Source organism: Bradyrhizobium sp. INPA03-11B (assembly GCF_040446015.1).
GTDB lineage: Bacteria > Pseudomonadota > Alphaproteobacteria > Rhizobiales > Xanthobacteraceae > Bradyrhizobium > Bradyrhizobium macuxiense_A.
In genome coordinates this window covers 64020-90007 of sequence record NZ_JASGSR010000010.1, presented here as the reverse complement: position 1 = coordinate 90007, position 25988 = coordinate 64020, and the positions used below count along the sequence as shown (strand labels likewise).

General features: G+C 65.3%; 23 protein-coding genes. 12 read left to right on the top strand and 11 right to left on the bottom strand.

All coding sequences use genetic code 11. The features are described from left to right. Positions 1-6: 6 nt before the first annotated feature. The 6 genes from QMZ05_RS06395 to QMZ05_RS06370 all read left to right on the top strand — a co-directional run bounded on the left by QMZ05_RS06395 (position 7) and on the right by QMZ05_RS06370 (position 5869). A complete protein-coding gene (locus tag QMZ05_RS06395) occupies positions 7-591 on the top strand; it encodes an amino acid synthesis family protein (RefSeq protein WP_353700023.1) in 585 nt (194 codons plus the stop codon). A gap of 76 nt (positions 592-667) precedes the next feature. Beyond that, positions 668-1834 (top strand): ABC transporter substrate-binding protein, encoded by a 1167-nt coding sequence (locus tag QMZ05_RS06390; RefSeq protein WP_353700041.1) that lies wholly within the window; start codon positions 668-670, stop codon positions 1832-1834. 181 nt (positions 1835-2015) lie between these two features. Beyond that, positions 2016-3908, top strand: coding sequence for an ABC transporter permease (locus tag QMZ05_RS06385; RefSeq protein ID WP_353700022.1), 1893 nt, complete (start codon positions 2016-2018; stop codon positions 3906-3908). After that, positions 3905-4696: an ABC transporter ATP-binding protein gene (locus QMZ05_RS06380; RefSeq protein WP_353700021.1), complete on the top strand. Its 792-nt coding sequence runs from the start codon at positions 3905-3907 to the stop codon at positions 4694-4696. The genes QMZ05_RS06385 and QMZ05_RS06380 overlap by 4 nt, the downstream gene beginning before the upstream one ends. After that, positions 4693-5397, top strand: coding sequence for an ABC transporter ATP-binding protein (locus QMZ05_RS06375; RefSeq protein ID WP_353700020.1), 705 nt, complete (start codon positions 4693-4695; stop codon positions 5395-5397). Before QMZ05_RS06380 ends, QMZ05_RS06375 begins: the two co-directional genes overlap by 4 nt. A 16-nt stretch (positions 5398-5413) precedes the next feature. After that, a complete protein-coding gene (locus QMZ05_RS06370) occupies positions 5414-5869 on the top strand; it encodes a MarR family winged helix-turn-helix transcriptional regulator (protein ID WP_353700019.1) in 456 nt (151 codons plus the stop codon). A 667-nt stretch (positions 5870-6536) separates the two neighbouring features. Here the strand turns inward: QMZ05_RS06370 and QMZ05_RS06365 are convergent. Continuing rightward, on the bottom strand, positions 6537-7733 hold the full coding sequence (locus QMZ05_RS06365) for an amidohydrolase family protein (RefSeq protein ID WP_076862622.1): 1197 nt from the start codon (positions 7731-7733) through the stop codon (positions 6537-6539). Positions 7734-7904: 171 nt separating this feature from the next. Between QMZ05_RS06365 and QMZ05_RS06360 the strand changes: the two genes are divergently transcribed. After that, the gene (locus QMZ05_RS06360) at positions 7905-8678 is read left to right on the top strand and encodes a ferredoxin--NADP reductase (RefSeq protein ID WP_353700018.1); all 774 of its coding nucleotides are present in this window, start codon (positions 7905-7907) and stop codon (positions 8676-8678) included. A 127-nt stretch (positions 8679-8805) separates the two neighbouring features. On the opposite strand, the gene soxA is transcribed toward QMZ05_RS06360, so the two are convergent. The 8 genes from soxA to QMZ05_RS06320 form a co-directional block, all read right to left on the bottom strand. Further along, complete coding sequence (gene soxA / locus QMZ05_RS06355; RefSeq protein ID WP_353700017.1) at positions 8806-9579, bottom strand: sulfur oxidation c-type cytochrome SoxA; 774 nt, start codon at positions 9577-9579, stop codon at positions 8806-8808. Continuing rightward, positions 9576-9896, bottom strand: coding sequence for a thiosulfate oxidation carrier complex protein SoxZ (gene soxZ, locus QMZ05_RS06350; protein ID WP_353700016.1), 321 nt, complete (start codon positions 9894-9896; stop codon positions 9576-9578). Before soxZ ends, soxA begins: the two co-directional genes overlap by 4 nt. After that, on the bottom strand, positions 9896-10357 hold the full coding sequence (locus QMZ05_RS06345) for a SoxY-related AACIE arm protein (protein WP_353700015.1): 462 nt from the start codon (positions 10355-10357) through the stop codon (positions 9896-9898). The genes soxZ and QMZ05_RS06345 overlap by 1 nt, the downstream gene beginning before the upstream one ends. 8 nt (positions 10358-10365) lie before the next feature. Continuing rightward, complete coding sequence (gene soxX, locus QMZ05_RS06340; RefSeq protein ID WP_353700014.1) at positions 10366-10815, bottom strand: sulfur oxidation c-type cytochrome SoxX; 450 nt, start codon at positions 10813-10815, stop codon at positions 10366-10368. Further along, positions 10808-12079 carry an NAD(P)/FAD-dependent oxidoreductase gene (locus QMZ05_RS06335; protein ID WP_353700013.1) on the bottom strand — a complete coding sequence of 424 codons (1272 nt, stop codon included), beginning with the start codon at positions 12077-12079 and terminating at the stop codon, positions 10808-10810. The genes soxX and QMZ05_RS06335 overlap by 8 nt, the downstream gene beginning before the upstream one ends. A 55-nt stretch (positions 12080-12134) precedes the next feature. Beyond that, positions 12135-14348, bottom strand: a complete 2214-nt coding sequence (locus tag QMZ05_RS06330; RefSeq protein ID WP_353700012.1) for a molybdopterin cofactor-binding domain-containing protein — start codon at positions 14346-14348, stop codon at positions 12135-12137. A 10-nt stretch (positions 14349-14358) separates the two neighbouring features. Further along, positions 14359-14808, bottom strand: coding sequence for a (2Fe-2S)-binding protein (locus QMZ05_RS06325; RefSeq protein ID WP_353700011.1), 450 nt, complete (start codon positions 14806-14808; stop codon positions 14359-14361). Positions 14809-14961: 153 nt separating this feature from the next. Beyond that, on the bottom strand, positions 14962-16362 hold the full coding sequence (locus QMZ05_RS06320; protein ID WP_353700010.1) for an MFS transporter: 1401 nt from the start codon (positions 16360-16362) through the stop codon (positions 14962-14964). A gap of 648 nt (positions 16363-17010) precedes the next feature. Between QMZ05_RS06320 and QMZ05_RS06315 the strand changes: the two genes are divergently transcribed. Genes QMZ05_RS06315 through QMZ05_RS06305 form a run of 3 tightly spaced genes read left to right on the top strand, consistent with a single transcriptional unit; the run spans position 17011 to position 20921 of the window. Further along, positions 17011-18753 (top strand): iron ABC transporter permease, encoded by a 1743-nt coding sequence (locus QMZ05_RS06315; protein WP_353700009.1) that lies wholly within the window; start codon positions 17011-17013, stop codon positions 18751-18753. Between the two features lie 23 nt (positions 18754-18776). Next, positions 18777-19802 (top strand): extracellular solute-binding protein, encoded by a 1026-nt coding sequence (locus QMZ05_RS06310; RefSeq protein ID WP_353700008.1) that lies wholly within the window; start codon positions 18777-18779, stop codon positions 19800-19802. 15 nt (positions 19803-19817) lie between these two features. Next, positions 19818-20921 carry an ABC transporter ATP-binding protein gene (locus tag QMZ05_RS06305; protein ID WP_353700007.1) on the top strand — a complete coding sequence of 368 codons (1104 nt, stop codon included), beginning with the start codon at positions 19818-19820 and terminating at the stop codon, positions 20919-20921. Positions 20922-20928: 7 nt separating this feature from the next. Here the strand turns inward: QMZ05_RS06305 and QMZ05_RS06300 are convergent, their stop codons facing one another. Next, entirely contained in the window at positions 20929-21909 is a 981-nt protein-coding gene (locus QMZ05_RS06300; protein WP_353700006.1) for a tripartite tricarboxylate transporter substrate-binding protein, read from the bottom strand. Between the two features lie 45 nt (positions 21910-21954). Further along, positions 21955-22743 (bottom strand): IclR family transcriptional regulator, encoded by a 789-nt coding sequence (locus tag QMZ05_RS06295; protein ID WP_353700005.1) that lies wholly within the window; start codon positions 22741-22743, stop codon positions 21955-21957. Between the two features lie 103 nt (positions 22744-22846). Here QMZ05_RS06295 and QMZ05_RS06290 point away from each other — a divergent pair, with 103 nt between their 5' ends. Both QMZ05_RS06290 and QMZ05_RS06285 read left to right on the top strand, forming a co-directional pair. Beyond that, complete coding sequence (locus tag QMZ05_RS06290) at positions 22847-24091, top strand: acyl-CoA dehydrogenase family protein (RefSeq protein ID WP_353700004.1); 1245 nt, start codon at positions 22847-22849, stop codon at positions 24089-24091. 47 nt (positions 24092-24138) lie between these two features. Beyond that, the gene (locus QMZ05_RS06285; protein WP_353700003.1) at positions 24139-25959 is read left to right on the top strand and encodes an NAD(P)/FAD-dependent oxidoreductase; all 1821 of its coding nucleotides are present in this window, start codon (positions 24139-24141) and stop codon (positions 25957-25959) included. Positions 25960-25988 lie beyond the last annotated feature (29 nt).

Below are 25988 nucleotides of genomic sequence, written 5' to 3'. Positions count from 1 at the left end.
GGCACAATGAGCGCCGTCATTCGCAAGATCGTCACCGTGGTCGAGGAGACCCATCTGGAGATGGGCAAGGCCATCGCACCGCCGACCCGCCGCGCCGCGGCGATTGCCGTGATCGAAAACCCCTTTGCCGGCCGCTATGTCGAGGATTTGTCGCCGCTGATCGCGATTGGCGAAGAACTTGGCGAATTGCTGTCTAAGCGAGCCGTCGCTGCGCTCGGCATCGATGGCGCCAAGGCGCACAGCTACGGCAAGGCCGCCGCCGTCGGCGAGAATGGTGAGCTCGAGCACGCGGCCGCGATCTTGCATCCCAAGATGGGCGCGCCGGTGCGCAAGGTGCTCTCCAAAGGTGCGGCGCTGATCCCATCGTCGAAGAAGCGCTCGGGCCCCGGCACCACGCTGGACATTCCGCTCGGGCACAAGGATGCCGCCTTCGTGCGCAGCCATTTCGACGGCATGGAGGTCCAGATCAACGACGCGCCGCGGGCCAACGAGATCATGGTCGCGGTCGCGGTGACCGACAGCGGACGGCCGCTGCCGCGCGTCGGCGGGCTAACGGTTGACGAGGTCAAAGGCGAAGACGGATTGCGATAATCTCTTTCAAGAAAAACTGGAGGACGGGATGCGTGGTTATTTCGTAGGGGCGGGATTGGCGATCGCGGTCGCGGCCATGGCAACGAGCGCCATGACGACGCAGGCCGTGGCGCAGAGCGAAATCAAGATCGGCGAGATCAACTCTTATTCCTTGCTGCCGGCGTTCACCGAGCCCTATCGCAAGGGCTGGCAGCTCGCGGTGGAGGAGATCAACGCGGCCGGCGGCATCAACGGCAAGAAGTTGGTCGTCATTTCCAAGGATGACGGCGGCAAGCCGGCCGATGCGCAGACCGCGGCCAACGAGCTGGTGTCGAGCGAGAACGTCGCGATGCTGACCGGCACCTTCCTCTCGAATATCGGACTCGCCGTCTCTGACTTCGCCAACCAGAAGAAGGTGTTCTTCCTCGCCGCAGAGCCGCTGACCGACGCGATCACCTGGTCGAAAGGCAACCGCTACACGTTCCGCCTGCGGCCGTCGAACTACATGCAGGCGGCAATGCTTGTGGAAGAAGCCGCAAAACTTCCCGCAAAGCGCTGGGCGACGATCGCGCCGAACTATGAGTACGGCCAGTCTGCGGTCGCGGTGTTCAAGAAGCTGATGTCGGAAAAGCGGCCCGATATCCAGTGGGTCGATGAGCAGTGGCCGCCGCAGGGCAAGATCGACGCCGGCCCGGTGGTGCAGGCGACTGCCGCGGCGAACCCCGAGGCGATCCTCAACGTCACCTTCGGTGCCGACCTCGTCAAGCTCGTGCGCGAGGGCAACACCCGCGGCCTGTTCAAGGGCCGCACCGTGGTGAGCTTCCTGACTGGCGAGCCGGAATATCTCGATCCGCTGAAGGACGAGACGCCGGAGGGCTGGATCGTCACCGGCTATCCCTGGTACTCGATCAAGACGCCCGAGCATGACGCGTTCCTCAGGGCTTACCAGGCCAGGTACAACGACTATCCGCGGCTCGGCTCGATCGTCGGCTACCAGACTATCAAGGCCGCGGCGGCGATCCTCGCCAAGGCCGGTTCGAGCGATCCGGAGAAGCTGATCGCGGCGGCCGAAGGCATCTCGATGCCATCACCGTTCGGCGAGATCACCTTCCGCAAGACCGATCACCAGTCGACGCTTGGCGCCTTCACCGGCAAGACCGCGCTGAAGGACGGCAAGGGCATCATGGTCGACACCGCCTATCGCAAGGGTTCGGACTACCTGCCGAGCGATGCCGAGATCGAGAAGCTGCGGCCGAAGGATTGATCTTCTCCCTCGCCCCGCTCTTGCGGGGAGAGGGTTGGGGTGAGGGGCTGTCTCGGGGAGTTGTGCTCGCGGAGAGTCCCCCTCACCCGAAACTCAAGCTCGCGCTTGAGTTTCGACCTCTCCCCGCAGGCGGGGCGAGGTGAAGGAAAGTGACGCTTGTTATCTCCAACGCGGACCGCCCATGGCTTTCTACGTCGTCCAGTTCCTGACCGGTCTTGCCAGCGCGGCGTCGCTGTTCCTGGTCGCATCGGGCCTGTCGATCATCTTCGGCGTGACGCGGATCGTGAACTTCGCACATGGCGCGTTCTACATGCTCGGCGCCTATGTCGCGTTCACGCTGACCGAGCGCTTCGCCGGTGCGCTCGGTTTCTGGGGCGGCATCGTCGTGGCGGCGCTGGTGGTTGCTGCGATCGGTGTGCTGGTCGAGATGGTGCTGCTGCGCCGGATCTACCATTCGCCCGAACTGTTCCAGTTGCTCGCGACCTTCGGCCTCACGTTGATGGTCGAGGACCTCGTGGTGCTGATCTGGGGGCCTGACGACCTGGTCGGTCGCCGCGCGCCGGGCTTCAAGGGCGCGATCGATTTCTTCGGCCAGAACATTCCAAGCTACGATCTTTTCCTGATCGTGCTCGGGCCGGTCGTGCTCGGCGTGCTCTGGCTGTTGTTCCAGCGCACCCGCTGGGGCGTGCTGGTGCGCGCGGCGACGCAGGACCGCGACATGGTCGCAGCGCTCGGCGTCAATCAGAAATGGCTGTTCACCAGCGTGTTCGCGCTCGGCGTCTTCCTCGCCGCGCTCGGCGGCGCGCTGCAGATCCCGCGCGATGCGGTCAATCACGCGATGGACCTGCGCGTCATCGTCGAGGTCTTCGTCGTGGTCGTGATCGGCGGCCTCGGCAGCATCATCGGCGCCTTTGTCGCGGCGGTCTTGGTGTCGGAACTCAACGCGTTCGGCATCCTGATCTTCCCGAAGATCTCTATTATCCTGGTGTTCCTGGTGATGGCGGTGGTGCTGATCGTCCGGCCGTGGGGCCTGTTCGGCAAGCCGGAGGCGCCGGCGCGGCGCACGCCTGGCCTGACGGTCAATCCGTGGCGGCCGCTGACCACGAATGAACGGCTTGCGGCGATCGCTGTGCTCATCGTCGCCGCCGCGCTGCCGTTCGTCGCCGGCAATTACCTGCTCACCGTCGGCTCCGAGATCGCGATCTTCGTGATCTTCGCGGTCAGCCTGCACTTCCTGATGTCGGTCGGCGGGCTCGCCTCGTTCGGCCATGCCGCCTATTTCGGCCTCGGCGCCTATGGCGTGGCGCTGCTCGCCAAGATGGCGGGCTTGCCGATGATCGCCTGCCTGCTGCTCGGTCCGCTGCTCGGGCTGTTAGGGGCCGCTGTGTTCGGCTTCTTCGCGGTGCAGCTCTCCGGCGTCTATTTCGCGATGCTGACCTTGGCCTTTGCCCAGATCGTCTGGTCGATCGCGTTCCAGTGGGTGTCGGTCACCGGCGGCGACAACGGCATTCTCGGCGTCTGGCCGGAGAAATGGGCGGCGAGCCCGTCGCATTTCTACTGGCTGTCGCTTGGCATCGCCGCGCTCGCGGTCGTGATCCTGCGCATCATCGTGTTCTCGCCGTTCGGCTTCGCGCTGCGCGCCACGCGCGACTCGCCGCTGCGCAGCGAAGCCGTCGGCATCAACGGCAAGCGCATCCAGTGGACCGCTTTCGTGATCGCAGGCACGGTCGCCGGCCTTGCCGGTGCGCTGTTCGCCTATCTCAAGGGCAGCGTGTTCCCCGACAATATGGGCATCTCGTTGTCGGTCGATGCGCTGGTCATGGTGCTGCTCGGCGGCGTCGAGACGGTGTCGGGCGCGGTGGTCGGGGCGATCGTCTACAAGGCGCTCAACATCTGGCTGGTCAGCCAGACCGATCTCTCCAAGCTGGTGCTTGGCGGCTTCGTCGTGCTGATCGTGGTCGCCTTCCCGAAGGGCATCGTCGGCACGCTCGAAGCCTTCATGCATCGCCGCCGCAAATCCTCGTCATCGGCATCGTCGCCATTGCTGACCTCCCGCATCGAGAGCGCCGAATGAGCATGGTCCCCACATTGTTGTCGGTCGAGGGGCTGACCAAATCCTACGGCGGCGTGCATGCCGTGCGCGGGGTTTCGTTCGAACTGCGCGCCGGCGAAATCCTGGCGCTGATCGGGCCGAACGGCGCGGGAAAAAGCACCTGCTTCGACATGCTCAACGGCCAGAACATTCCCGATAGCGGCCGCATTCGCGTGCTGGGCGCCGAGACCACCGGCAAGAAGCCGCGCGTGATCTGGCGCATGGGCGTCGGCCGCACCTTCCAGATCGCGGCGACATTCCCGACCATGACGGTGCGCGAGAACGTGCAGGTTGCGCTGGTCTCGCATGGCGGGCAGCTGTTCAATCTGTGGGCCTCGACCGCGCGCCACGCCCGCGACGAAGCCGGGCGGCTGCTCGACCTGGTCGGGATGGGCGCTTATGCGGAGCGGCCCTGTGGCGAGCTCGCTTATGGCGACGTCAAGCGGCTCGAGCTCGCGATCGCACTCGCCAACCAGCCGAAGCTGCTCTTGATGGACGAGCCGACCGCCGGCATGGCGCCGCGCGAGCGCGTCGAGCTGATGCGGCTGACGGCGCGGATCGCGCGCGAGCAGTCGATCGGCGTGCTGTTCACTGAGCACGACATGGACGTGGTGTTCGAGCATGCCGACCGCATCCTGGTGCTCAACCGCGGCACGTTGATTGCGGAAGGCTCGCCCGAGGAGGTCCGCGGCAATGCCCAGGTGCGGGCGATCTATCTCGGCGAAGGCCTGCTCTACGACGCCCGGCACCGCGAGGGAGCATCGGCATGAAGCTCACCGTGAACGACCTCAACAGCTTCTACGGCCCGGCGCATATCCTGTTCGACATCGCGCTCGAGGTCGGCGAGGGCGAGGTGGTCGCGCTGCTCGGCCGCAATGGCGCCGGCAAGTCGACCACGTTCCGCTCCATCGTCGGCCTGGTCGAGAACCGCTCCGGCCGCGTGATGTTCGAGGGCAGGGACGTCTCCGATCTGCCGACGCATGCGATCGTGCGCGGCGGGCTCGGCTATGTGCCGGAGGAGCGGCGTATCTTCACGGATCTCACGGTCGAGGAAAATCTCGAGGTCGGCCGCCAGCCGAAGCGAGCCGGCGCGCCGCAATGGGACCGCGAAAAGCTGTTCAAGCTGTTTCCCAATCTCGGCGAGATGCGCGGCCGGCCCGGCGGGCGCATGAGCGGCGGCGAGCAGCAGATGCTGACGATTGCGCGCACGTTGATGGGCAATCCGTCGCTGGTGCTGCTCGACGAGCCATCGGAGGGCCTGTCGCCAAAAATCGTCGAGCAGATGGTCGATGCGATCCTGGCGATGAAGAAAGAGGGCGTCAGCATCGTCGTCTCAGAGCAGAATCTGCATTTCGCCCGGCTGATCTCGGATCGCGCCTATATCATCGAGCGCGGCCGGATCTGTTTTGGCGGCACTATGGCGGAACTCGATGCGCGTCCGGATATCCGCGACGCGCATCTGTCGCTGTAAAGGGTGGGGTGGAACGATGGCGAGGACTGCTGCACAGAAGCGAAGCGTCAAGGCGACGAAGCCCGGCTACGTGCTCGACGAGCAGATCGGCTTCATCCTGCGCCAGGTGTCGCAGCGTCACGCCGTGATCTTCGCCCGCGAGATCGGCATCAATTTGACGCCGACGCAATGGGCGGCGCTGTCGAAACTGTCGGAGGTCGGCGCCTGTTCGCAGAACCAATTGGGGCGGCTGACCTCGATGGACGTTGCAACCATCAAGGGCGTGATCGATCGCCTCACCGCGCGCGGCCTGACGGAGACCGCGCCCGATCCCAATGATGGCCGCCGGCTGCTGGTGAGTCTCACGCGCGCCGGCCAGCAGATGGCCGACAAGGCCGCGCCGAATGCGCTGGTTATTTCCAGGGAAACGCTGGCGCCACTCGACGCCAAGGAGCGCGAGACACTGATCGCGCTGCTCGGGAAGTTGCGGTGATCTTACCCTCCCTTGGAGGGGGAGGGTCGGCTCGCAGCGAGCGAAGCTCGATGAGAGCAGGGGTGGGGTGATCTCTCCACACGGGCACTGATCGGGCGGAGGGACCGTCACCCCACCTCGGTTCGCATTCCGCGTTGCTCCATGCGAACCAATCCTCCCCCTCCAGGGGAGGATGAAGGGAAGTGCGGCTTACTTCGCGACGACCATCAAGACGCTGATCGGGCTGCTCGGCAAGCTGCGGTGATCTTACCCTCCCCTGGAGGGGGAGGGTCGGATCGCAGCGAGCGAAGCGAGATGAGAGCCGGGGTGGGGTGATCTCTCCGCACGGGCACTGATCGGGTGGAAAGACTGTCACCCCACCTCGATTCGCATTCCGCGTTGCTCCATGCGAACCGATCCTCCCCCTCCAGGGGAGGATGAAGGGAAGTGCCGCTTACTTCGCCACGATCAGCGAGACACTGATCGCGCTGCTCGGCAAGTTGCGGTGATCTTACCCTCCCCTGGAGGGGGAGGGTCGGCTCACATCGAGCGCAGCGAGATGAGAGCCGGGGTGGGGTGATCTCTCCGCACGGGCACTGATCGAGCCGAAAGACTGTCACCCCACCTCGGTTCGCATTTCATGCGAACCGATCCTCCCCCTCCAGCGGAGGATGAAGGGAAGTGCCGTCTACTTCGCCACGATCTCCGGCACCTTGCCTGCGGGCGGGGTGTTGCGGCTGCGCTGGGTGCGGACGATGCCATCGATGATGGTCATGCCGATGCCCGGGAGATCGCCGAGCTGAACGCTCTCCAGGATGTTCTTGCCCGGCGAATGCTGCGCCTTGTCCATCAGCACGAAGTCGGCGGAGCGGCCGACCTCGATCAGTCCGCAATCGAGCTCGCGCATTCGCGCGGTGTTGCCGGTCGCAAGGCAGAACGCAAGCTCAGCCGGGAGCTCGCCGAGCGAGGACAACAGCGAGACCATCCGCAAAATGCCGAGCGGCTGCACGCCGGAGCCGGCCGGGGCGTCGGTGCCGAGGATGACGCGGTGCAGATCGCCCATCTCGCGCGCGGTGCGCAGCGTGAACAGCGCCGAGCGCTCATTGCCGTTGTGTACCAGCTCTAGGCCGCGCTTGCAGCCCTCGCAGATGCAGCGGATCTGGTCGTCGGGCAGCGCGGTGTGGCCGCCATTGATGTGGCCGACCACATCGGTGTCGGCCTCCAGCACCACGTCCTTGTCGATCAGGCCGGAGCCGGGGATGGAAGGGCCGCCGGTGTGGATCGTGCTTTGAATGCCGTATTTGCGCGCCCAGCCGACCATCTTGCGTGCGGTCGGCCCGTCCTTCACGCCACCAAGCCCGACCTCGCCGAGCAGCTTGACGCCGGCGGCGGCCATTTCCTTGAAATCGTCCTCGACCATCTCGCATTCGATGACCGGCGCGCCGGCATGCACCTTCACGCCGCCCGGTCGCAGCGTCCAGAACGCGCGCTGCGCGAAGATCGCCATCGCCTTCAGCCCGACCACGTCGCGCGGCCGCCCGGGCATGTGCACCTCGCCGGCGGAGATCATGGTGGTGACGCCGCCGTGCAGATAGCTGTCGATCCAGTTGATCTGGTTCTGCCGCGGCGTCCAGTCGCCGGCGACGGGATGGACGTGGCTGTCGATCAGGCCGGGCGCGACCGTCGTTCCCATGGCATCGACGATCGTGGTGGCGCCTTCGGTATCGACGTCCTTGAGGCGGCCGATCGCAGTGATCTTGCCGTTCTCGGCGACGATGGTATCGGCGTCCAGGATCGGCTTCTCCAAAGCTCCCGACAGCAAGAGCCCGATATTGCGGATCACCAGCTTGCTGGGGCCGGTGGCCTGGGGCGCGTCGTGAGCCATGGGTGGTTTCCTTCTGCTTTCTTCCGGAATTGCCCGGGAATTTGAGCCCGGCTTGACTTTTCGATCAAGCCGGATTATTCGTTTGTATACGAATGATCGTATACAAACGATCCGGCCGGTCAACAGGGTTCAAGTCCTTCCCCGCCGCAGCACAAATCAGGGATTGGTGCGATGAGCAATTTCAACCAGGAAAGCGTCCTCAGCGTTCATCACTGGACCGACACGCTGTTCTCCTTCAAAACCACGCGCAATCCGTCGTTCCGCTTCCGCAACGGCGAGTTCACCATGATCGGGCTCAAGGTCGGCGAGAAGCCGCTGCTGCGCGCCTACAGCGTCGCCAGCGCGAATTACGAGGACACCCTCGAGTTCTTCTCGATCAAGGTTCCGGATGGTCCGCTGACCTCGCGTCTCCAGCATCTCAAGGAAGGCGACGAGATCATCGTCAGCCGCAAGGCCACCGGCACGCTGGTGATCGACAACCTCGAGGACGGCCGCAACCTCTATCTGATCGGCACCGGCACCGGCCTCGCGCCGTTCCTCAGCGTGATCAAGGATCCCGAGACCTATGACCGCTTCGAGAAGGTCGTGCTGCTGCACGGCTGCCGCCGCGTCAAGGAGCTCGCCTATGGCGAGATGATCACCGAGAAGCTGCCGCAGGACGAATTGATCGGCGAATTGGTGCGCGACCAGCTGATCTACTATCCGACCGTGACGCGCGATCCGTTCCGCAACCGCGGCCGCATCACCGACCTCATCACCTCGGGCAAGCTGTTCACCGATATCGGCCTGCCGGCGCTCGATGCCGCGCATGACCGCGTCATGATCTGCGGGTCGCCGGCGCTGGTCGCCGACACCCGCACGCTGCTGAATGGCCGCGGCCTTGTCGAGGGCAATCACGGCGAGCCCGCCCAGTTCGTGGTCGAGAAGGCGTTCGCGGAGCGCTGAGCCTCGCGCATTCTCCGACCTCGTCATTGCGAGGAGCGATAGCGACGAAGCAATCCATGTTTCCGCGTATGCGGAGCGATGGATTGCTTCGCTTCGCTCGCAATGACGTGGATGGGGCTGTGTGCAGTCAAGGCCTCACCGCCGGCGTCTCCACCGGCATGCCGCGCGCCCGCGTCATCAGATAGAGCTCGAGCTCGACCAGCTCCGGCGAGCCGTAATCATAGGCCTGCGCGCGAATGCCGGTGATGCAGGCGCGCAGCCGCCGCTGCAACGATCCCAGTGCCTGCCATTCCAGCCGGTAGAGCGGATAGCCGGTCGGCTGCGCTTGCGTGATCGCGCTGCCCGCGAGCTTCTTGTCCCAATTGTCGTCGTGGCAGTTGGCACAGGCCAGATTGAGCTGGCCCTGCCGCTGCATGAACAGTGCGTGGCCCTTTTCGACGAAGGGTGCCAGCTCCGGATCGTCGCCGGGTGCGATCGGTACGCCGCGCGATTGCTGCGCGATATAGGCTGATAGCGCCAGCAGCTCACGGCTTTCATAGGCAAAGGGTGAGGCCTGCTGATGACTGATGCGGCAGAGGTTGATCCGCCCTTCGAGATCGACCGGCTTTCCCTGCGTCTTCTCGAAGGCCGGATAATGCGCCGCGACGCCCTTCATGCTGATGCGCGCGTCAGTGTGGCAGTCAGCGCAGGCCTTGTCCGCGCTGCCGGCCTTGCGCTTCCACAGCGTCTCGCCGTCGAGCACCGAGAGCATCCCGGGATTGTCGGTGTCCTCGTCCTGCATCGCCTTGGTGTCCGCGCTCATGAAGCTGTAGCCGGAGCGGCGCTCGGATGGCGGAATCTCCGTGGCGAGCGCCGCGCCCGCCATTGCCGTCAGCAGCGCGATGCAGGCCGCAATCCTCATTCGACCGTGATCGAAGCCGATGCGGTCTCCGAAAATCCCTTGTCGCCGATCCACTCGAACTCGAACTTGCCGCTCTCGGTCACCGTGGTGAAGAAGGTGATGAACGGATTGGCGGCAATCGCCGGAAACAGGTCGGTGCGGAATACTTCGGTGCCGTTGAAGCGGCAGGTGAAGCTGGTGATGATGTCGCGCGGCACCACGTCGCCCGACGCGGTGTGGCGATAGCCGGTCTCCATGATATGCGACATCAGCGTCTTGATCTCGATGACGTCGCCGCGCTTGGCCTTCTTCGGCACGTTGATCAGGGCCGGCGGCATCAGATCGCCTCCTCGGTGCAGGCGGCGAGCGTCACCACGACGTCGGCGGTCGCCGACCAGAACGTGTCGTCGGACAGCCGGGCGATGGCGGTGACCTTCTGGCTGTCGGCGAGGCGGATGCGGGTCGAGACCTGGGCGCGCCCGGCGCGCGGCCCGAGATGGAAATTGCCGATGTTCGGCTGCGGGTTCTTCTCGTTGAAGACGTGGATGCTCTTCACATACTCGTCCGCGGTCATCGGGCTGGTGACGCTGACCGTCATCGGCACCGTGTTGCCGTTCTCGACCAGCGGCGGAATGTCTAGCTTGACCTTGCCGGTGCGCACATTGGCTTCGCCGACGACGTTGCGGATCGCGGCCTGCAGCATCGCCGGCGCCGCGTTGGCCGGGCGCACGATCACCATTGCCGCGGCACCGCCGGTAAGGCCGAAAAATGTTCGCCGGGTGTGCTCAGAATTCGTCATGCTTGGTCCTAATTCCGCAGTGTGACCAGAAAAGCCACGATATCCTCGATCTGCTCTGCCGACAGGATCGGCTTGCCGCGCCATGAAGCGCCGACGCGCGCGAGCCCATCGACGCGATAATAGGACGGCATGATCGTCTCCGCATTGAGATGCGCCGCATCGACCATGCGGAGCCGCAACTGTCCCTCCGACCAGCGGCCGCCGCTGCCGGCGAGGTTCGGCGCGAGGTCGCCCTGGAACGCCTGTTCGGGAAATGGGCCGCTGTGGCAAAGGATGCAAGTGGAGGAGCGCTCGACCACGAGCGCACGGCCACGGGTCGAATCGCCTTTGGTTCCCGTCAGCGGTTGCGGAATCGTATCGCCCACGACGGTGTAAGGCCGCAGCTCTTCGGCGTCGGCAGGCGCGCAGGCTGCAAACAGTCCCGCGGCGAGGAACGTTGCGAGAGCGCGCCTAGCCAAAGGCCTCTCCCGTGATCGCCTTGAACCACTCGATCGCCTGATCGGCCTCGCGCTGGCGCACCTCGCGCGGGGCGTCGACCGGGCTCGTGGTCACCTCGGCCTCGGCATACTGATCCTCCTTGGGCTGGTAGATGCCTTTCAGCGAGAAGGCGTAGCCTGGAGCAACCGTGTTGTAGCAGGCGCCGTCGAGTCGCGGCGTCTCCGGCGCCTTGCCTGCGAGCGTGTTGATGATCGCGGCCGCGCAGGCCCGGCCTTGCGCCGCCGCGGCGGAAGCGGATTTCGGGATGCCGCCGGCGATCGCGGCATCGCCGATGACGTGGACATTGGGCACGAGTTTTGAGGCGAAGGTCACCGGATCGATCGGGCACCAGCCGGTGTGGTCGGCGGCGCCGGCGATCTCGGCGATGCGGCCGGCGCGTTGCGGCGGGATCACATTGGCAACTGCCGCGGTGTAGTTGCCGAAGTCGGTGACGATCTCGTTCGTCGCCGGATCGACCGACGTCACGCGGCCGCCCTGCGGCAGTGCGATCCGCTCGATCATGCCGGGATAGAGCTCCGTCCAGGCTTTCTCGAACAGCTTCTGCTGCGAGTAATTGTCCTTGGCGTCGAGCACCAGGATTTTCGACTTCGGCTTGTTCGCCTTCAGATAATGCGCGATCAGGCTGGCGCGCTCGTAAGGCGCGGGCGGACAGCGCAGCGGCGCGGCCGGCACCGCGATGACGACGAGGCCGCCATCGTCCATGGCTTCGAGCTGCCTGCGCAGCAGCATGGTCTGCTCGCCGGCCTTCCAGGCGTGCGGCATCTTCTCGGCGGCGGCCTCGTCGTAGCCGGGCAGGGCATCGAAGTGCATGTCGATGCCGGGGGCCAGCACGAGGCGGTCATAGGCGAGCGTCGTGCCGTTGGCGAGCGCGATGCTGCGCGCTTGGGCGTCGACCTTGGTGGCCGCCTGCGCGGCGATCGTGATGCCGTCGGCCGCAACCTTGTCGTAAGTGAATTGCTGTGCCGGGAGCTCACGCAGGCCTGCGATTACCTCGTTGCTGAACGGGCAGGCGGTGAAGGTCTTGTTCGGCTCGATCAGCGTGACCTGGAGTTTTGCATCGAGCCGCCGCAGCGCCCGCGCACAGGCCGTGCCGCCGAAGCCGCCGCCGATCACAGCGATGCGCGGTACAGCTTGCGCCAGCGATGGACGTGCCAGTGCGGCCGCTGCGACGGCAGCGGCGCCACGGACCACATCCCTGCGCGTCGGATGACGCGTGACGGCCATGCACGAGAATCCGAAAAAGGAAGCGGCGGCCGGTCGGGCCGCCGCTTCTGGTTGATCAGGCGAAGGAGATGTTCTGGTTGCGCAGCGGAAACGAGCGGATGCGCTTTCCGGTTGCTGCGAAATAGGCGTTGAGCACCGCCGGCGCCGCAACGCCGATGGTCGGCTCGCCTACGCCGCCCCAGAATCCGCCGCTCGGCACCATCACCGCTTCCACCTTCGGCATTTCGTTGATGCGCATCGAGTTGTAAGTGTCGAAATTGCTCTGCTCGATGCGGCCGTCCTTCACGGTGCAGCCGCCATAGAACAGCGCGCTGAGGCCGTAGACGAAGGAGCCCGCGATCTGCCGCTCGACCTGCGCCGGATTGACGACATAGCCCGGATCGGTGGAGGCGACGATGCGATGCACCTTGATCTTGCTGCCGTCGGTCACCGAGATCTCGGCGGCGCCGGCAACATAGCTGCCATAGCCCATCACCTGCGCGATGCCGCGATAGACGCCCTGCGGCGCCGGCGCGCTCCAGCCGATCTTCTCGGCCACGGCGTTGAGCACGGTGAGATGTTTGGGGTGCTTGCCCATCAGCTTGCGACGGAATTCGAGCGGGTCCTGGCCGGCGGCCAAGGCGAGCTCGTCCATGAAGCATTCCATGTAGATCGCGTTGTGATTGACGTTGACGCCGCGCCAGAAGCCCGGCGGGACGTGCGGGTTGCGCATCGAATGCTCGACCAGCAAATTCGGCACCGAATAGCCGATCGCGGCCTCGCCGGATTGCGCAACGCCCTGGAATGCGGCGGGGTCCATGCCGTTCTGCAGCGCTTCCGGGCGCACCGAGAACAGGATGGATTGGCCGGACAGCCGGTAGTGCAGCGCGACCAGGTTGTTGTCGGCATCGAACGCGCCGGTCAGCTTGCACTGCGTGATCGGGTGATACTTGCCGTGCTGCATGTCCTCTTCGCGCGACCACAGCAGCTTGACCGGCGTGCCCGGCATCTGCTTGGCGATCGCCACCGCCTGCCGGACATAGTCGGTCATGCCGCGCCGGCCGAAGCCGCCACCGAGCATCAGCTTGTGCACGTCGACCTTCTCCGCCGGCAGGCCGGAGGCCTCGAGCGCCGCAGCGAACGCCGCCTCGCCATTCTGCGTGCCGCACCACACCTCGCATTTATCAGGCGTGTAGAGCACGGTGGCGTTCATCGGCTCCATCGTGGCGTGGTTCTGGTAGGGGTAGCTGTAGACCGCTTCCACCTTCTTGGCCGCGCTTGCGATTGCGGCCTTGGCGTCGCCGTTCTGGTTGCCGACATAGGCCGGCTGCGCATTGTCGAGACCTTCGGCAAGCCATTTCGCGATCGTCTCGCTGGAGACTTTTGCGTTGTCGCCTTCGTCCCAGACGATTGGCAGCGCGTCGAGCGCGGTCTTGGCGTGCCACCAGGTGTCGGCGACGACGGCAACGGCGCTGTCGCCGACCGGCACCACCTTCTTGACGCCCTTCATGCCTGATATCTTGGCTTCGTCAAAACTCTTCACCTTGCCGCCGAACACCGGGCAGTCCTTGATCGCCGCGTTCAGCATGCCCGGCAGCTTGACGTCGATGCCGTAGATCATCTTGCCGGTGGTCTTGTCGACGGTGTCGAGGCGCTTGAGGCCCTTGCCGGCGATGGTCCAGTCCTTCGGGTCCTTCAGCTTGACGTCGGCCGGCGGCTCGAGCTTGGCGGCGGCTTCGGCGACCTTGCCGTAGGTCGTGGTCTTGCCCGATGCCGTGTGGGTGATGACCCCGCTCGTGACCTTGCACTCGGTGGCCGGCACCTTCCACTCATTGGCGGCGGCCTGGATCAGCATCACGCGGGCGGTGGCGCCGCCCTTGCGGACATAGTCCTGCGAGGTGCGGATGCCGCGGCTGCCGCCGGTCGAGAAATCGCCCCAGGCGCGCTTGCGGGCGACACTCTGGCCGGGCGTCGGATATTCGGTCGTGACCTTCGACCAGTCGCATTCCAGCTCCTCGGCGACGAGCTGGGCGAGGCCGGTCAGCGTGCCCTGGCCCATCTCGGAGCGGGCGATGCGGATCACCACGGTGTCGTCGGGCCGGATCACGACCCAAGCATTGACTTCAGGCGCGTTGACTTCAGGCGCGCCGTCGGCCGCGCGCACCACGGCCGGGCCGCCGAACGGCAGGTCGAGGCCGAGCGCGAGGCCGGCGCCGGCGGTTGCCGTGCCGATCACGAAGGCGCGGCGATTCAGTTTTGGCACGACGTGCTGGTTGACTTGCAGATTCATGGCTGCCTCCTCACGCGTTCGCGGCAGCATGGATCGCCTCGCGCACCTGCTGGAAGGTGCCGCAACGGCAGATATTGGTGATGGCGTCGTTGATGTCGTCGTCGCTCGGCTTCGGATTCTCCTTCAGCAGTGCCGCGACGGCCATGATCATGCCGCTCTGGCAATAGCCGCATTGCGGCACGTCGCTTGCGATCCAGGCGAGCTGCACCTTGTGCATTGCGCCGCCCGCCGCGAGGCCCTCGATGGTGATGACATCCTTGCCGGCCACTTCACCGACCGTGACGCCGCAGGAGCGCATCGCGACGCCGTCGACATGCACGGTACAGGCGCCGCATTGCGCAATGCCGCAGCCGTATTTGGTCCCCGTCAGTCCGACATTCTCTCTGATCGCCCACAGCAGTGGCGTGTCGTCCTCGACGTCTACATTGATTGTCTTGCCGTTGATTTTGAGGTTTGCCATCGCGGTCCCCTGAATGGTCCGATCCTCCGATCAGACTCCAGCGCGATGTTGGCCTTGAAACTGGAACGGTTCAAATCAAGAAAATGCGTTTGCAGCGCGGAAGAAAGTTGATGCTGTGGTGTTTGGTCGCGTACTGCACGCCCAACATGCCTGTCATGTCTTTTGCGGTGAGGCGACGGCCAGGCGCAGGAAGCTCATGACGCTGCCGAGCGCGGCAAATCCGGCACCAAGCGCCAGCGCGACCGTCGCGCCCTCACGGTCGGCCAACGCAAAGCAGAGCGCGGCGAGTGCGGCGCCGGTGGTCTGCCCGATCAGCCGCGCGGTTGCAACGATACCGCTGGCGCTGCCGCTGCGATGCGACGGCGCGCTTGACATGATCGCCTTCATGTTGGGGGTCTGGAAGAAGCCGAAACCGATGCCGCAGATCATGGTTCGCCAGACGATGTTGGCGACGCTGGGCTCCGGCGGCAGGGTCGCGAGCAGCACCATGCCAAGCCCGAGCAGCAGCATGCCGATGCCGCCGAGGATGCCGGCCGGATAGCGGTCCGACAGCCGGCCGCCGATCGGCGCCATGAAGGCGACCACCAGCGGCCAGGGCGTCATGAAGAAGCCGGTCTCGACCTGCGAGCGGTGCAGGATGTCCTCGAAGTAGAAGGGCAGGGAGACGAAGGCGAGGCCCTGCACAGCAAATGAGCAGACCGCGGTCGCAGCCGACAGCGCGAAGATCGGGCGGCGGAACAGGTCGATCGGCAGCATCGGTGCCGGATGATCGGCATGCCGCCGGGTCAGGATCCAACCGAACACCAGCGCGCCGACCAACTCGGCGATGACAAGCGCGGGCGCGGCCTTATGGGCGGCGCTGCCGATGCCGATGATGAACAGGCCGAGGCAGGCGCAGGCCAGCGCTGCGCCGAGAAAGTCGAAGGTGTGTTTGGCGCGCGGCGTCGTCGGCAGCGTCTTCAGGCCGATCAGCAATGCGACGATACCGAAGGGAAGGTTGACGGCGAACAGCCAGGGCCAGGTCCCGAGCGCGAGGATGCCGGAGGCAATAGTTGGTCCCAATGTAAACGCGGTCGCAACCACAAGCGCATTGTGGCCGAAGCCGCGGCCGTGCATCCGGCTCGGATACACGAAGCGCACCAGCGCGGTGTTGACGCTCATCAGGCCGCTGGCGCCGAGCCCCTGCAGGGTTCGCGCGACCAGGAGGCTCGGCAGCGACCACGCCAGCGCGCAGCCGAGTGACGCCAATGTGAACAGCAGGAGGCCGCCGAGATAGATCCGCTGATGGCCGACGATTTCGCCGAGCGCACCGAGCGGTAGCAGCGTCGCGACCAGGGCGATCTGATAGACGTTGACGACCCAGACCACTTCCGCAGGGCTGACATGCAGATCGTTGGCGATCGCGGGCAGCGCGATGTTGGCGATCGCGGTGTCGAGCGAGGCCATCGCCAACGCCGTGAAGATCGCGGCCACCGCCCAGCGGCGGCGTTCCCAAGGCAATCCATCGGTGATCGGCGCGGCTGCCGCGCCGGTGATCGGGGTCTTCTCGAGCATGCCTGAAAATGTCTCCGGGATCGCCATGTACTACGCCGGCATCCCGTTCCCCAGCCGCGCCATTGCATGATGCGTATGCGAAGCGGCTTTGCCGGGGACGCGCCGGCACGAGAATGCGAAACTGCGTCCCCACCCAAACTGTCATCGCCCGGCTCGACCGGGCGATCCAGTACGCCGCGGCCCTTCGGTTCAAGCGCTGCGGCCTCTGGAATACTGGATCACCCGCTTTCGCGGGTGATGACACCGCGTTGTTTGACATCTTGAATCGAGACCCACGCTCGCTGTCGTCCCGGCGAAGGCCGGGACCCATAACCACAAATGCTCATTGTTGAACGAAGCTGGAACGACGAGTCCGTTTCACAACACCTGCCGCGGAGTATGGGTCCCGGCTTTCGCCGGGACGACGCGGGGAGAGAGTCTTGTCTCTACCAACGCCCGTCATCGCCCGGCACTCGACCGGGCGATCCAGTACGCCGCCGAATTCATGTTCCCGTGCTGTGTCACACAACCGCACGCAGACGACTTTCGGATAGCTTGCGTCACAGGCGCGATCGACTACCCTTGGTATACAAGCAGGCGCGACGTCAGATCGCGCCGCAAGAGGGGAAGCGCGCATTGCACGGACAGGCCGACCGGCGCAGCGAAGCCATGCGAAGCGCCAGCGAGGGAACCCGGCGCCGTGCATTCACCGGCCTCTGGGTCGCAGCATTGCTGGCGATCCTCAGCTTCCTGGTCATCTATCCGGTCCTGATGCTGCTGCTCGGCGCGCTCACCGACACCAATCCGGTGGTCGACGGCATCCGTCTCAGCCTCAGCCATCTGTCGATCGCCAATTTCCTTGCCGTGCTCGCCAATCCGAATGTGGGGGAAGCGCTGCTCAACACGCTGATCGCCTGCGGAGGCGGCACGCTGATCGCGGTCGCGATCGGGCTGTTGTTCTCCTGGATCGTGGTTCGCACCAACACCCCGTTCAAGGGCTTCATCGCCGCGGCCAGCATCCTGCCGCTGTTCGCGCCGCCGCTGGTGGCGGGCGTGGCCTGGGCGATCCTCGGCTCGCCCAAGACCGGGCTGATTAACACGATGTTCAAGTGGATGGGCTCGGACCTCCGCATCGATCTCTATTCGATGTGGGGCCTGGTGTTCGTGTTCGGCATCTACTACGCGCCCTATGTCTACATGTTCACCTCGTCGGCGCTGCGCAACATGGACCCGAGCCTGGAGGAGGCCGCGGAAATCTCCGGCGCCAGCCCGTTCGTCACCCTGTTCACGGTGACGTTCCCGCTGATCATGCCGGCGATCGTCTCGGGCATGCTGCTGTCGTTCATCGTGATGCTCGGCATCTACGGTATCCCGGCCGTGCTCGGCGCGCCGACCAATTTGAATGTGCTCACGACCTACATCTTCAAGCTCACCAACTGGTCGCCGCCGCTCTACAACACCGCCGCCGCGGTCGCGATCATCCTGATGGTGGTCACGGGGCTGCTGGTCTATCTGCAGCAGAAACTGCTGAGCGGGCGCAGCTACACCACCGTCGCCGGCAAGGCGTTCCGGCCGCGCAGCCTCGATCTCGGGCCGTGGCGCTGGCTGACCTTCGCGCTCGGGATCGTCTATCTGCTCGTCGTCGTGGTGCTGCCATCGCTGGCGCTGATCGTCGCGGCCTTCCGCAAGTTCATGTTCATCCGCGACGCGGCCAGCCTGTTCGACACGCGGCAATACTCGCTGATGCATTTCGAGAGCATCTTCGACAATCCGCTGACCTTGAAATCAATCTACAACGCCATCGAGGTCGGAATCATTACGGCTGTCGTCGGCGGCGCGCTGGCCTTTGCGATCGGCTACACCATCCATCGCACCCGCATCGCCGGACGCGGCGCCATCGACCTGATCTCGACACTGCCGGTCGCGATCCCCGGGCTCGTGGTCGGCGTCGCCTATCTCTGGGCCTGGATCGGCGTGCCCGGCGGGCTCTACGGCACGATCTGGATTCTCGCGCTCGCCTTCATCGCGCGCTTCATGCCCGACACCGTGAAGGCGCTGTCGACCTCGTTCCTGCAGATCCATCGCGAGCTCGAGGAGGCCGCCTGGGTCTGCGGCCGGGGCATGCTCGGCACCATCACGTCGATCGTGTTGCCGCTGGCGCGGCCGGGCGTGCTGGCGTCGATGACGCTGCTGTTCGTGCTGGCGATCCGCGAGCTCGGCTCATCGCTGTTCCTCTACACCAGCAACACGATGGTGATGTCGGTGCTGCTGCTCGACTATTACGAGGGCGGCAATGTCGGCAAGACCGCCGCGTTCAGCCTGGTGCAGACCGTGCTGCTCGGCGTCCTGATCGGCGGCGCCAATTGGTTGTCGCGCGGATCCGCGCAGCGCAGCGCGGCACGGACCGGATAACAATAAACGAGGGGAGGATTGCGATGGACAGACGGACCTTCTGCAAATTGGCCTTGGCGAGCGCAGCGACACTTGCGCTAGCGCCGCGGGCGCGAGCGGACGAATTCGGCTCGCCCGAGCTGATCGCCGCCGCCAAGGCCGAAGGCAAGCTCGTCTTCTACACCGCGAATTACGCCGAGATCGAGCAGCAGGTGATCAAGCTGTTCAACAAGCGCTTCCCCGAGATCAAGGTCGAGATGGTGCGCGCGCCCGGCGGCCAGCTCATCACCCGCGTCAAAACGGAAGCCGCCGCCGGCAAGCTGATCGCCGACATCGTCGATCACTCGGATCGTGCGCTGATGCTGCCGCTGGAGGATCTGTTTCAGGATTACGCGCCGCCGAACGCGGCCGATTACAGCAAGGATGCGCTGGTCTCCGCGAAGCTGTGGCCGCGCGCCACCATCGCCTGGTCGATCGCCTACAACACCGAGCTGGTGAAGGATCCGCCGAAATCCTGGATGGACCTGACCAAGCCGCAATATGACAAGCTGACGGGCCAGGTGTTTGCGCAGTCCGGCGGCACCACCTGGACGCGGATCATGTTCGAGCGCCAGGTGCTCGGCGAGGACTACTGGGCCAAGCAGGCCGCCACCCATCCGGTGCTGTATCCCTCCGGCGCGCCGATGGCCGACTCGCTGGTGCGCGGCGAGATCGCGATGGGGCCGCTGCTCTACAATGTGATCTACCAGAAGAAGAAGGACGGCGCGCCGGTCGAGATCTTCTTTCCGCCGGAGGGCGTTCCGGTCAATCCCTACGCCAGCGGCATTCCGAAGACGGCCGCGCATCCCAATGCAGCAAAGCTGTTCCTGAACTGGTGCCTGTCGAAGGAAGGACAGACCTTCATGGTCAAGGAGCTCGGCAATCTCACCTCGTTGAAGCAGCCGCCGGCATTTCCTGAAGGCTTCGATCCCAAGGTGGTCAAGCTCTGGTATCCGAAGTTCGACGACTACGTGAAGCTGCACGCCGCGTGGGTCGCGGACTGGGACAAGACGTTTGGTTACCGGCAATAGGCGGCGAGGCAGGCGATGACGGCAACGCTCGAAGTCACCGATCTCAGGAAGCAGTTTGCGATCGGCCGCCCGGCGATCGATGGCGTCAGCTTTGGCGTGCCGGCTGGCGAGATCGTGGTGCTGCTCGGGCCGTCGGGCTGCGGCAAGACCACGACGCTGCGCTGCGTCGCCGGGCTCGAGCACCCGACCGGCGGCGAGATCAGCATTTCCGGGCGGGTGGTGTCGTCGCCGGCGCGCGGCGTCCTGGTGCCACCGCGCGCGCGTAACCTCGGCATGGTGTTCCAGTCCTATGCGGTGTGGCCGCACATGACGGTGCGGCAGAACGTGATCTATCCGCTGAAGCACCGAACGATCGGGCGCATCGATGCCGCCCGCATGGTCGAGGAGGCGCTGGCGCTGGTCGGGCTGTCTGATTACGCCGACCGGCCGGTGGTGGCGCTGTCGGGCGGGCAGATGCAGCGCATCGCGCTGGCGCGCAGCATGGTGTACCGGCCGCAATTGCTGCTGCTCGACGAGCCGTTGTCGAACCTCGATGCCAAATTGCGCCTGCGGCTGCGCGACGATCTCCGCGTCATCCTCAAGCAGACCGGGATGACTGCGCTCTATGTCACCCATGATCAGGCCGAGGCGGTCGTGCTTGGCGACCGGATCGGCGTGATGCGCGACGGCAAGCTGTTGCAGATGGACACGCCCGATGTGATCTACAACCGCCCGGCCGATCTGTTCGTCGCCAATTTCACCGGCGCGACCAACGAGCTCGCGGGCACGCTCGTCGCGTGCAACGGCAAGTACGGCACGGTCGATTTCGGCGACGGCCGACAGGGCGAGGTGGCCCTGTTTCAGGCGCTGGCGCCTGACGAGAAGGTCCGCGTCGCGCTGCGGCCGGAGAATATCGCGATCGGCCGGCCCGACGGCGCCAACACATTTTCGGCGAAGGTGCTCGACCGCCGCTACCAGGGCACGCAGACCGCCTACGGCATCGAGCTGTTCGGCAAACGGCTGGAAGCGATCGAGCTCGGCACCGCCGCGCGCCATCAGGTCGGCGTCGAGGCCCAGGTTGCGCTGCCGCGCGAATGCCTGTGGGCCTATCGCGACACCGGGCCGGCATCGCAGGACTGACTTGAATCTACTGTAACGCCATTCCAGATGTCTTGATCACTGTCGTCAGCTTCTGCCGATCGACCTTCATCAGCGCGGCGAGCTCGTCGAGCGACATCGGCTTACCCGGAATGTTGGCGAGCGACAGCTGGCGCTGCACGTCGGGGTTCTGCAACGCCTTGTTGATCGCCGCATTGATCTTCGCAAGCAGCGGCGCCGGCGTCGCGGCCGGCAGGTAGATGCCGTACCAGGGAACGTAAGCGGCTTCCGCGAAGCCGGCTTCCGCGATCGTCGGGACGTCGGGCAGGTCGGGCACGCGTTTGTCGGTGAACACCGCGAGCGGCTTGACGCTGCCGGCCTTGATGTGCGGCAGCGCGAGTTCGAGCGAAACGATCTCGAAATGCATCAAGTTGGTCATCAGGTCGATCAACGCCTGCGGCTGGCCCTTGTAGCCGACATTGGTCAGCTTGATGCCGGCGACCTGAAACAGTTTTTGCGCGCTGAGGTCGATCGACGATCCGGTGCCGGGATTGCCGAAGTTGAATTCTCCGGGCTGCTTGCGCGCCAGCTCGACGAACTCGCCGATCGTCTTCACCGGCATCGACGGATGCACCAGCGCCACGCTTTGATTCCAGACCGCTAGGCCGACGCATGTGAAGTCCTTGGCCGCGTTCCAGCCGGCGTCCTTGTAGAGGTCGGGGTTGACCAGCAAAGCGGGGCCGGTGACGAGCCAGGTGTAGCCGTCCGGCTCGCTGCGCGCGACCGCAGCGGTGCCGATATTGCTGTTGCCACCGGGGCGCGCCTCCACCACGACGGTCTGCTTCCAGTCGCGGCCGACCTGCTCGGTCACCGCGCGCGCGACGATATCGACGATGCCGCCGGCAGGGTAGGGCACGATGATGTGGATCGGCCGGCTCGGATAATTGTCTTGCGCCCGTGCATCGATGCTGCCGCTCAGCGCCGTGATGACGCCCACGAGCAAGGCGATCGCGGTCGTGATGCCACGCACGTCTCCCTCCCCAGATGTGCCGCATCGTTCGTTGCGATGCGTGTTCTAGTAATTCGTCACCAGCGAGCGGATGCTGCGGGCGAGGCCGAGGATGCGCGGCCCGCATTCGCGCTCGATCTGCTCGGCGCTGAAGCGGAACGAGGGGATGCCGCAATTGACCGACAGGCATTCGCCGGCGGGTGTGCGATACAGTGGCGCGGCGACGCCGAAGATCTCGCGCCGCCATTCGCCGAGCGAGACGGCGAAGCCGCGCTCGTTGCAGAGCTCGATGTCCGGCAGCGTGCGCCGCTCGACATAGTCGAGCTCCTCGGGACGTTCGGCCTTGACGCGCGCGACATAGGCGTCGCGTTCGTTCTTGGTGAACAGTGAAAGCAGCGCGCGCCCGACCGCGGTTGGTGCCAGCGAGGAGACGAAGCCGACGTCAGGCACGTGCGGCACCGCGTCGGTGGTGCGCAGTGTCTCGACATAGATGAAGTCGAGCCCGAACGGCATCGCGATCGATACCGTGCCGCCGGTGTAGGCGGCGAAGTCGCGCATCAGCGGACGCGCGAGCTGGCGGACCTTGAGCGACGACAGCACCGGATAGGCGGCGGCGAGCACGCCGAGCCCGAGCATGAAGCGGCCCTTGGGGTCGCGCCTGAGATAGCCGAGCTGCTCCAGCGTGTAGGTCAGGCGCGAGACGGTCGGCCGCGACAGGCCGGTGTGCTCGGCAAGCTCGGCATTCGAGAGCGGACCTGTGTGGTTGCGGAACGCGGCCAGCACGTCGAGCCCGTGCGCCAGGGTGGTCGCAAAGGACGGATCGGTCTGGGGTTCGAGCGAGGACAATGCCGCCATACGAAATACTGGTCCTAAAGAGACAGAAATGTCAATATATCGAAATGAATTTGCAAATCGTTTCGAGATAGGCTTATCTCTCGCCCAAAGGGCGGGAGGCAGTATGGATTTCGATCTGTCCGAACGATCGGAGTGTTGGCGGCGGGATCTGTCGGCCTTCTTCGAGAAGGAGGTGCTGCCGCGCCATCGCGCCTGGCTCGACCACGTCCGCGCGCAGAGCGACACGCCGCCCTTCATGGCCGAGCTGCAGCAGAAAGCCCGCGCCGCCGGCCTGTGGAATCTCGGCCTGCCTGAACTCGCCGATGATGAGCCGGGCACGCGGCTTTCCAATCTCGACTACGCGCCGCTGGCGGAGATCATGGGACGGCTGTTCTGGGCGCCGGAGGTGTTCAACTGCCAGGCGCCCGATGTGCCGAACATGATCGCGTTGCAGAATTGCGCGACGCTGGAACAGAAGAAGCGCTGGCTGGCGCCGCTGCTCAACGCCGAGACGCGTTCCGCCTTCGGCATGACCGAGCCCGATGTCGCCTCGTCCGATGCCACCAACATCGCGACAAGGATGGTGCGCGACGGCGACCACTACATCATCAATGGGCGGAAGTGGTTCATCACCGGCGCCGCGCATCCGCGCTGCAGCTTCCTGATCGTGATGGGGGTGACCGATGCCGGCGCCGAGCGCACCAGCCGGCATTCCTGCATCATCGTGCCGATGGATGCGCCCGGCGTGCGGCTGGTGCGGCGGCTGCGCTGGATGGGCTGCGAGGATCATGTCGCGCCGATCGGCGAGCTTGAATTCGTCAATGTGCGGGTGCCGGCGGAGAATCTGCTCGGCGCCGAGGGCGAGGGGTTCAAGGTCGCGCAGGTCCGGCTCGGGCCGGCGCGCATCCACCACTGCATGCGTTCGATCGGGCTCTGCGAGCTGCTGATCGAGTTGATGATGGCGCGCGCCGCGGAGCGCAGCGCATTCGGCCGCACCGTGATTCAGTACGACACCGTGCAGCGCTGGATCGCCGAGGCCCGCGTCGAGCTGGAGCAGGCGCGGCTGCTCGCGTATCGCTGCGCCTGGCGGCTCGATCAGGCCGGCCATCATGGCGCCTGGCGCGACGTCTCGCTGATCAAGGTCGCGGTGCCGGCGATGCTGCAGAAGGTCGCCGACCGCGCCATGCAGGTGTTCGGCGCGATGGGCGGCTCCGACGACACGCCGATCCATCAGGCGCTGGCGTGGGGACGGCTGCTGCGGATCGGCGACGGGCCCGACGAGGTGCATCTGCGGCAGATCTTCCGGATGGAGCCGATGCCGAACTGGTCGATCGCCAACTCGCCCTATCTTGCTGCACATCCCGCCTGAGCGGCGCTAGAGTATCCACCGAATTTCCCCGAACGAGGCGCCTTCCGATGACGATGACCGAGCAAGCCCGAGACGCAAAGCCCGCCGTGATCGACAAGGAGCGGCTGCGCTCGAAATACCGAGAGGAGCGCAACAAGCGGCTGCGTCCCGACGGCAATGACCAGTATCTCCAGATCAAGGGCCAGCTCGCGCATTATCTCGAGGATCCCTACACGCCGGTCGTCGAGCGCGCGCCGAAGACCGATCACGTCACCTTCGCCTTCATCGGCGGCGGCTTTGCCGGGCTCGCCACGGCGGCGCGGCTGACCGAGGCCGGCGTCAAGGATGTCCGCATTGTCGAGAAGGGCGGCGATTTCGGCGGCACCTGGTACTGGAACCGGTATCCCGGCGCGCAATGCGACACGGCGTCGATGGTCTACATGCCGCTGCTCGAAGAGACCGGCCACATGCCGTCGGAGAAATACGCGCATGCGCCGGAGATCCTGGCGCACTGCCAACGGATCGGCCGGCAGTTCGGTCTCTACGACAATGCGCTGTTTCACACCGAGGTGACGAGCCTCGACTGGGACGCGGCGCAATCGCGCTGGGTCATCCGCACGACGCGGGGCGATGCTTTCACCGCGCAATATGTCGGTATCGGCACCGGCCCGCTGCACGTGCCGAAGCTGCCGGGCATTCCCGGCATCGAGCGCTTCAAGGGCCACTCGTTCCATACCAGCCGCTGGGATTACGACTACACCGGCGGCGATCCCCGGGGCGCGCCGATGGACAAGCTTGCCGACAAGCGCGTCGGCATCATCGGCACCGGCGCGACGTCGGTGCAGTGCATTCCGCATCTCGCGCGCGCCTGCAAGGAGCTCTACGTGTTCCAGCGCACGCCGTCGTCGGTCGACGTGCGCGGCAACGGGCCGATCGATCCCACGTGGTTTGCCGATATCGCGACCCCGGGCTGGCAACAGCGCTGGCTGGAGAATTTTACCGCCAACCAGGCCGGTGGATCGGCCGAGGAAGATCTGGTGCAGGACGGCTGGACTGACCTGTCGAAGCGGATCCGCGCCAAGATCATGCTGCTGCCGCGCGAGCAGCGCAGCGTGGAAAATATGCGGGCGGCGTTCGAGGATTCCGACTTCGAGAAGATGGAGGAGATCCGCAACCGGGTCGACACCATCGTGCGTGATTCCGGCACGGCGAAAAACCTCAAGGCCTGGTATGGCCAGCTCTGCAAGCGGCCGTGTTTCCATGACGCCTATCTGCAGGCGTTCAACACGCCCGGCACCCATCTCGTCGATACCGACGGCAAGGGCGTCGAGGAGATCACCGAGAACGGGATCGTCGTCGCGGGCAAGGAGTACAAGCTCGACTGCATCATCTACGCGTCCGGCTTCGAGGTCGGCACCGAGTATAAGCGGCGGGCGGGCTTCGACGCGACGGGCCAGGACGGCATCAAGTTGTCGGAGTATTGGGGCGAGGGCATGCGCACCAAGCATGGCATCCATGTGCATGGCTTTCCGAACCTGTTCTTCGTGCAGCCGACGCAGGGCGCCGATCTGATCTCCAACGTGCCGCATAATCTGACGGAAGCGGCGCGCACCATTGCCCTGATGGTCGGACACGCGCAGGCCAATGGCTTCAAGGAAATCGAAGTCAGCAAGGAAGCCGAGAACCGCTGGGTCGAGCTGCTGCTGACCGCGGTCGGCCGGATGATCGGCGGTCCCGATTGCACGCCCGGCTACTACAACAATGAGGGACGCGAGCCCGGGCCCGCGGCCAAGCTCAATGTCGGCTATCCAGCGGGCGCGCTCGCCTATTTCAAATATATCGACGAGTGGCGCCGCAGCGGCCAGTTCGAAGGCGTGCAATTCCGCTGAGCGGTGCGCGATCGGGACTGATTTCTGCC

Coding starts and splice junctions, on each gene's coding strand:
- QMZ05_RS06285 (WP_353700003.1), top strand. CDS start 24,139: ATGACGATGACCGAGCAAGCCCGAGACGCAAAGCCCGCCGTGATCGAC.
- QMZ05_RS06345 (WP_353700015.1), bottom strand. CDS start 10,357: ATGACGAATTCTGAGCACACCCGGCGAACATTTTTCGGCCTTACCGGC.
- QMZ05_RS06330 (WP_353700012.1), bottom strand. CDS start 14,348: ATGAATCTGCAAGTCAACCAGCACGTCGTGCCAAAACTGAATCGCCGC.
- QMZ05_RS06310 (WP_353700008.1), top strand. CDS start 18,777: ATGGACAGACGGACCTTCTGCAAATTGGCCTTGGCGAGCGCAGCGACA.
- QMZ05_RS06320 (WP_353700010.1), bottom strand. CDS start 16,362: ATGCTCGAGAAGACCCCGATCACCGGCGCGGCAGCCGCGCCGATCACC.
- QMZ05_RS06365 (WP_076862622.1), bottom strand. CDS start 7,733: ATGGCTCACGACGCGCCCCAGGCCACCGGCCCCAGCAAGCTGGTGATC.
- QMZ05_RS06375 (WP_353700020.1), top strand. CDS start 4,693: ATGAAGCTCACCGTGAACGACCTCAACAGCTTCTACGGCCCGGCGCAT.
- QMZ05_RS06315 (WP_353700009.1), top strand. CDS start 17,011: ATGCGAAGCGCCAGCGAGGGAACCCGGCGCCGTGCATTCACCGGCCTC.
- soxA (WP_353700017.1), bottom strand. CDS start 9,579: ATGAGGATTGCGGCCTGCATCGCGCTGCTGACGGCAATGGCGGGCGCG.
- QMZ05_RS06370 (WP_353700019.1), top strand. CDS start 5,414: ATGGCGAGGACTGCTGCACAGAAGCGAAGCGTCAAGGCGACGAAGCCC.
- QMZ05_RS06335 (WP_353700013.1), bottom strand. CDS start 12,079: ATGGCCGTCACGCGTCATCCGACGCGCAGGGATGTGGTCCGTGGCGCC.
- QMZ05_RS06295 (WP_353700005.1), bottom strand. CDS start 22,743: ATGGCGGCATTGTCCTCGCTCGAACCCCAGACCGATCCGTCCTTTGCG.
- soxZ (WP_353700016.1), bottom strand. CDS start 9,896: ATGCCGCCGGCCCTGATCAACGTGCCGAAGAAGGCCAAGCGCGGCGAC.
- QMZ05_RS06380 (WP_353700021.1), top strand. CDS start 3,905: ATGAGCATGGTCCCCACATTGTTGTCGGTCGAGGGGCTGACCAAATCC.
- QMZ05_RS06390 (WP_353700041.1), top strand. CDS start 668: ATGGCAACGAGCGCCATGACGACGCAGGCCGTGGCGCAGAGCGAAATC.
- QMZ05_RS06325 (WP_353700011.1), bottom strand. CDS start 14,808: ATGGCAAACCTCAAAATCAACGGCAAGACAATCAATGTAGACGTCGAG.
- QMZ05_RS06360 (WP_353700018.1), top strand. CDS start 7,905: ATGAGCAATTTCAACCAGGAAAGCGTCCTCAGCGTTCATCACTGGACC.
- QMZ05_RS06385 (WP_353700022.1), top strand. CDS start 2,016: ATGGCTTTCTACGTCGTCCAGTTCCTGACCGGTCTTGCCAGCGCGGCG.
- QMZ05_RS06305 (WP_353700007.1), top strand. CDS start 19,818: ATGACGGCAACGCTCGAAGTCACCGATCTCAGGAAGCAGTTTGCGATC.
- QMZ05_RS06395 (WP_353700023.1), top strand. CDS start 7: ATGAGCGCCGTCATTCGCAAGATCGTCACCGTGGTCGAGGAGACCCAT.
- QMZ05_RS06290 (WP_353700004.1), top strand. CDS start 22,847: ATGGATTTCGATCTGTCCGAACGATCGGAGTGTTGGCGGCGGGATCTG.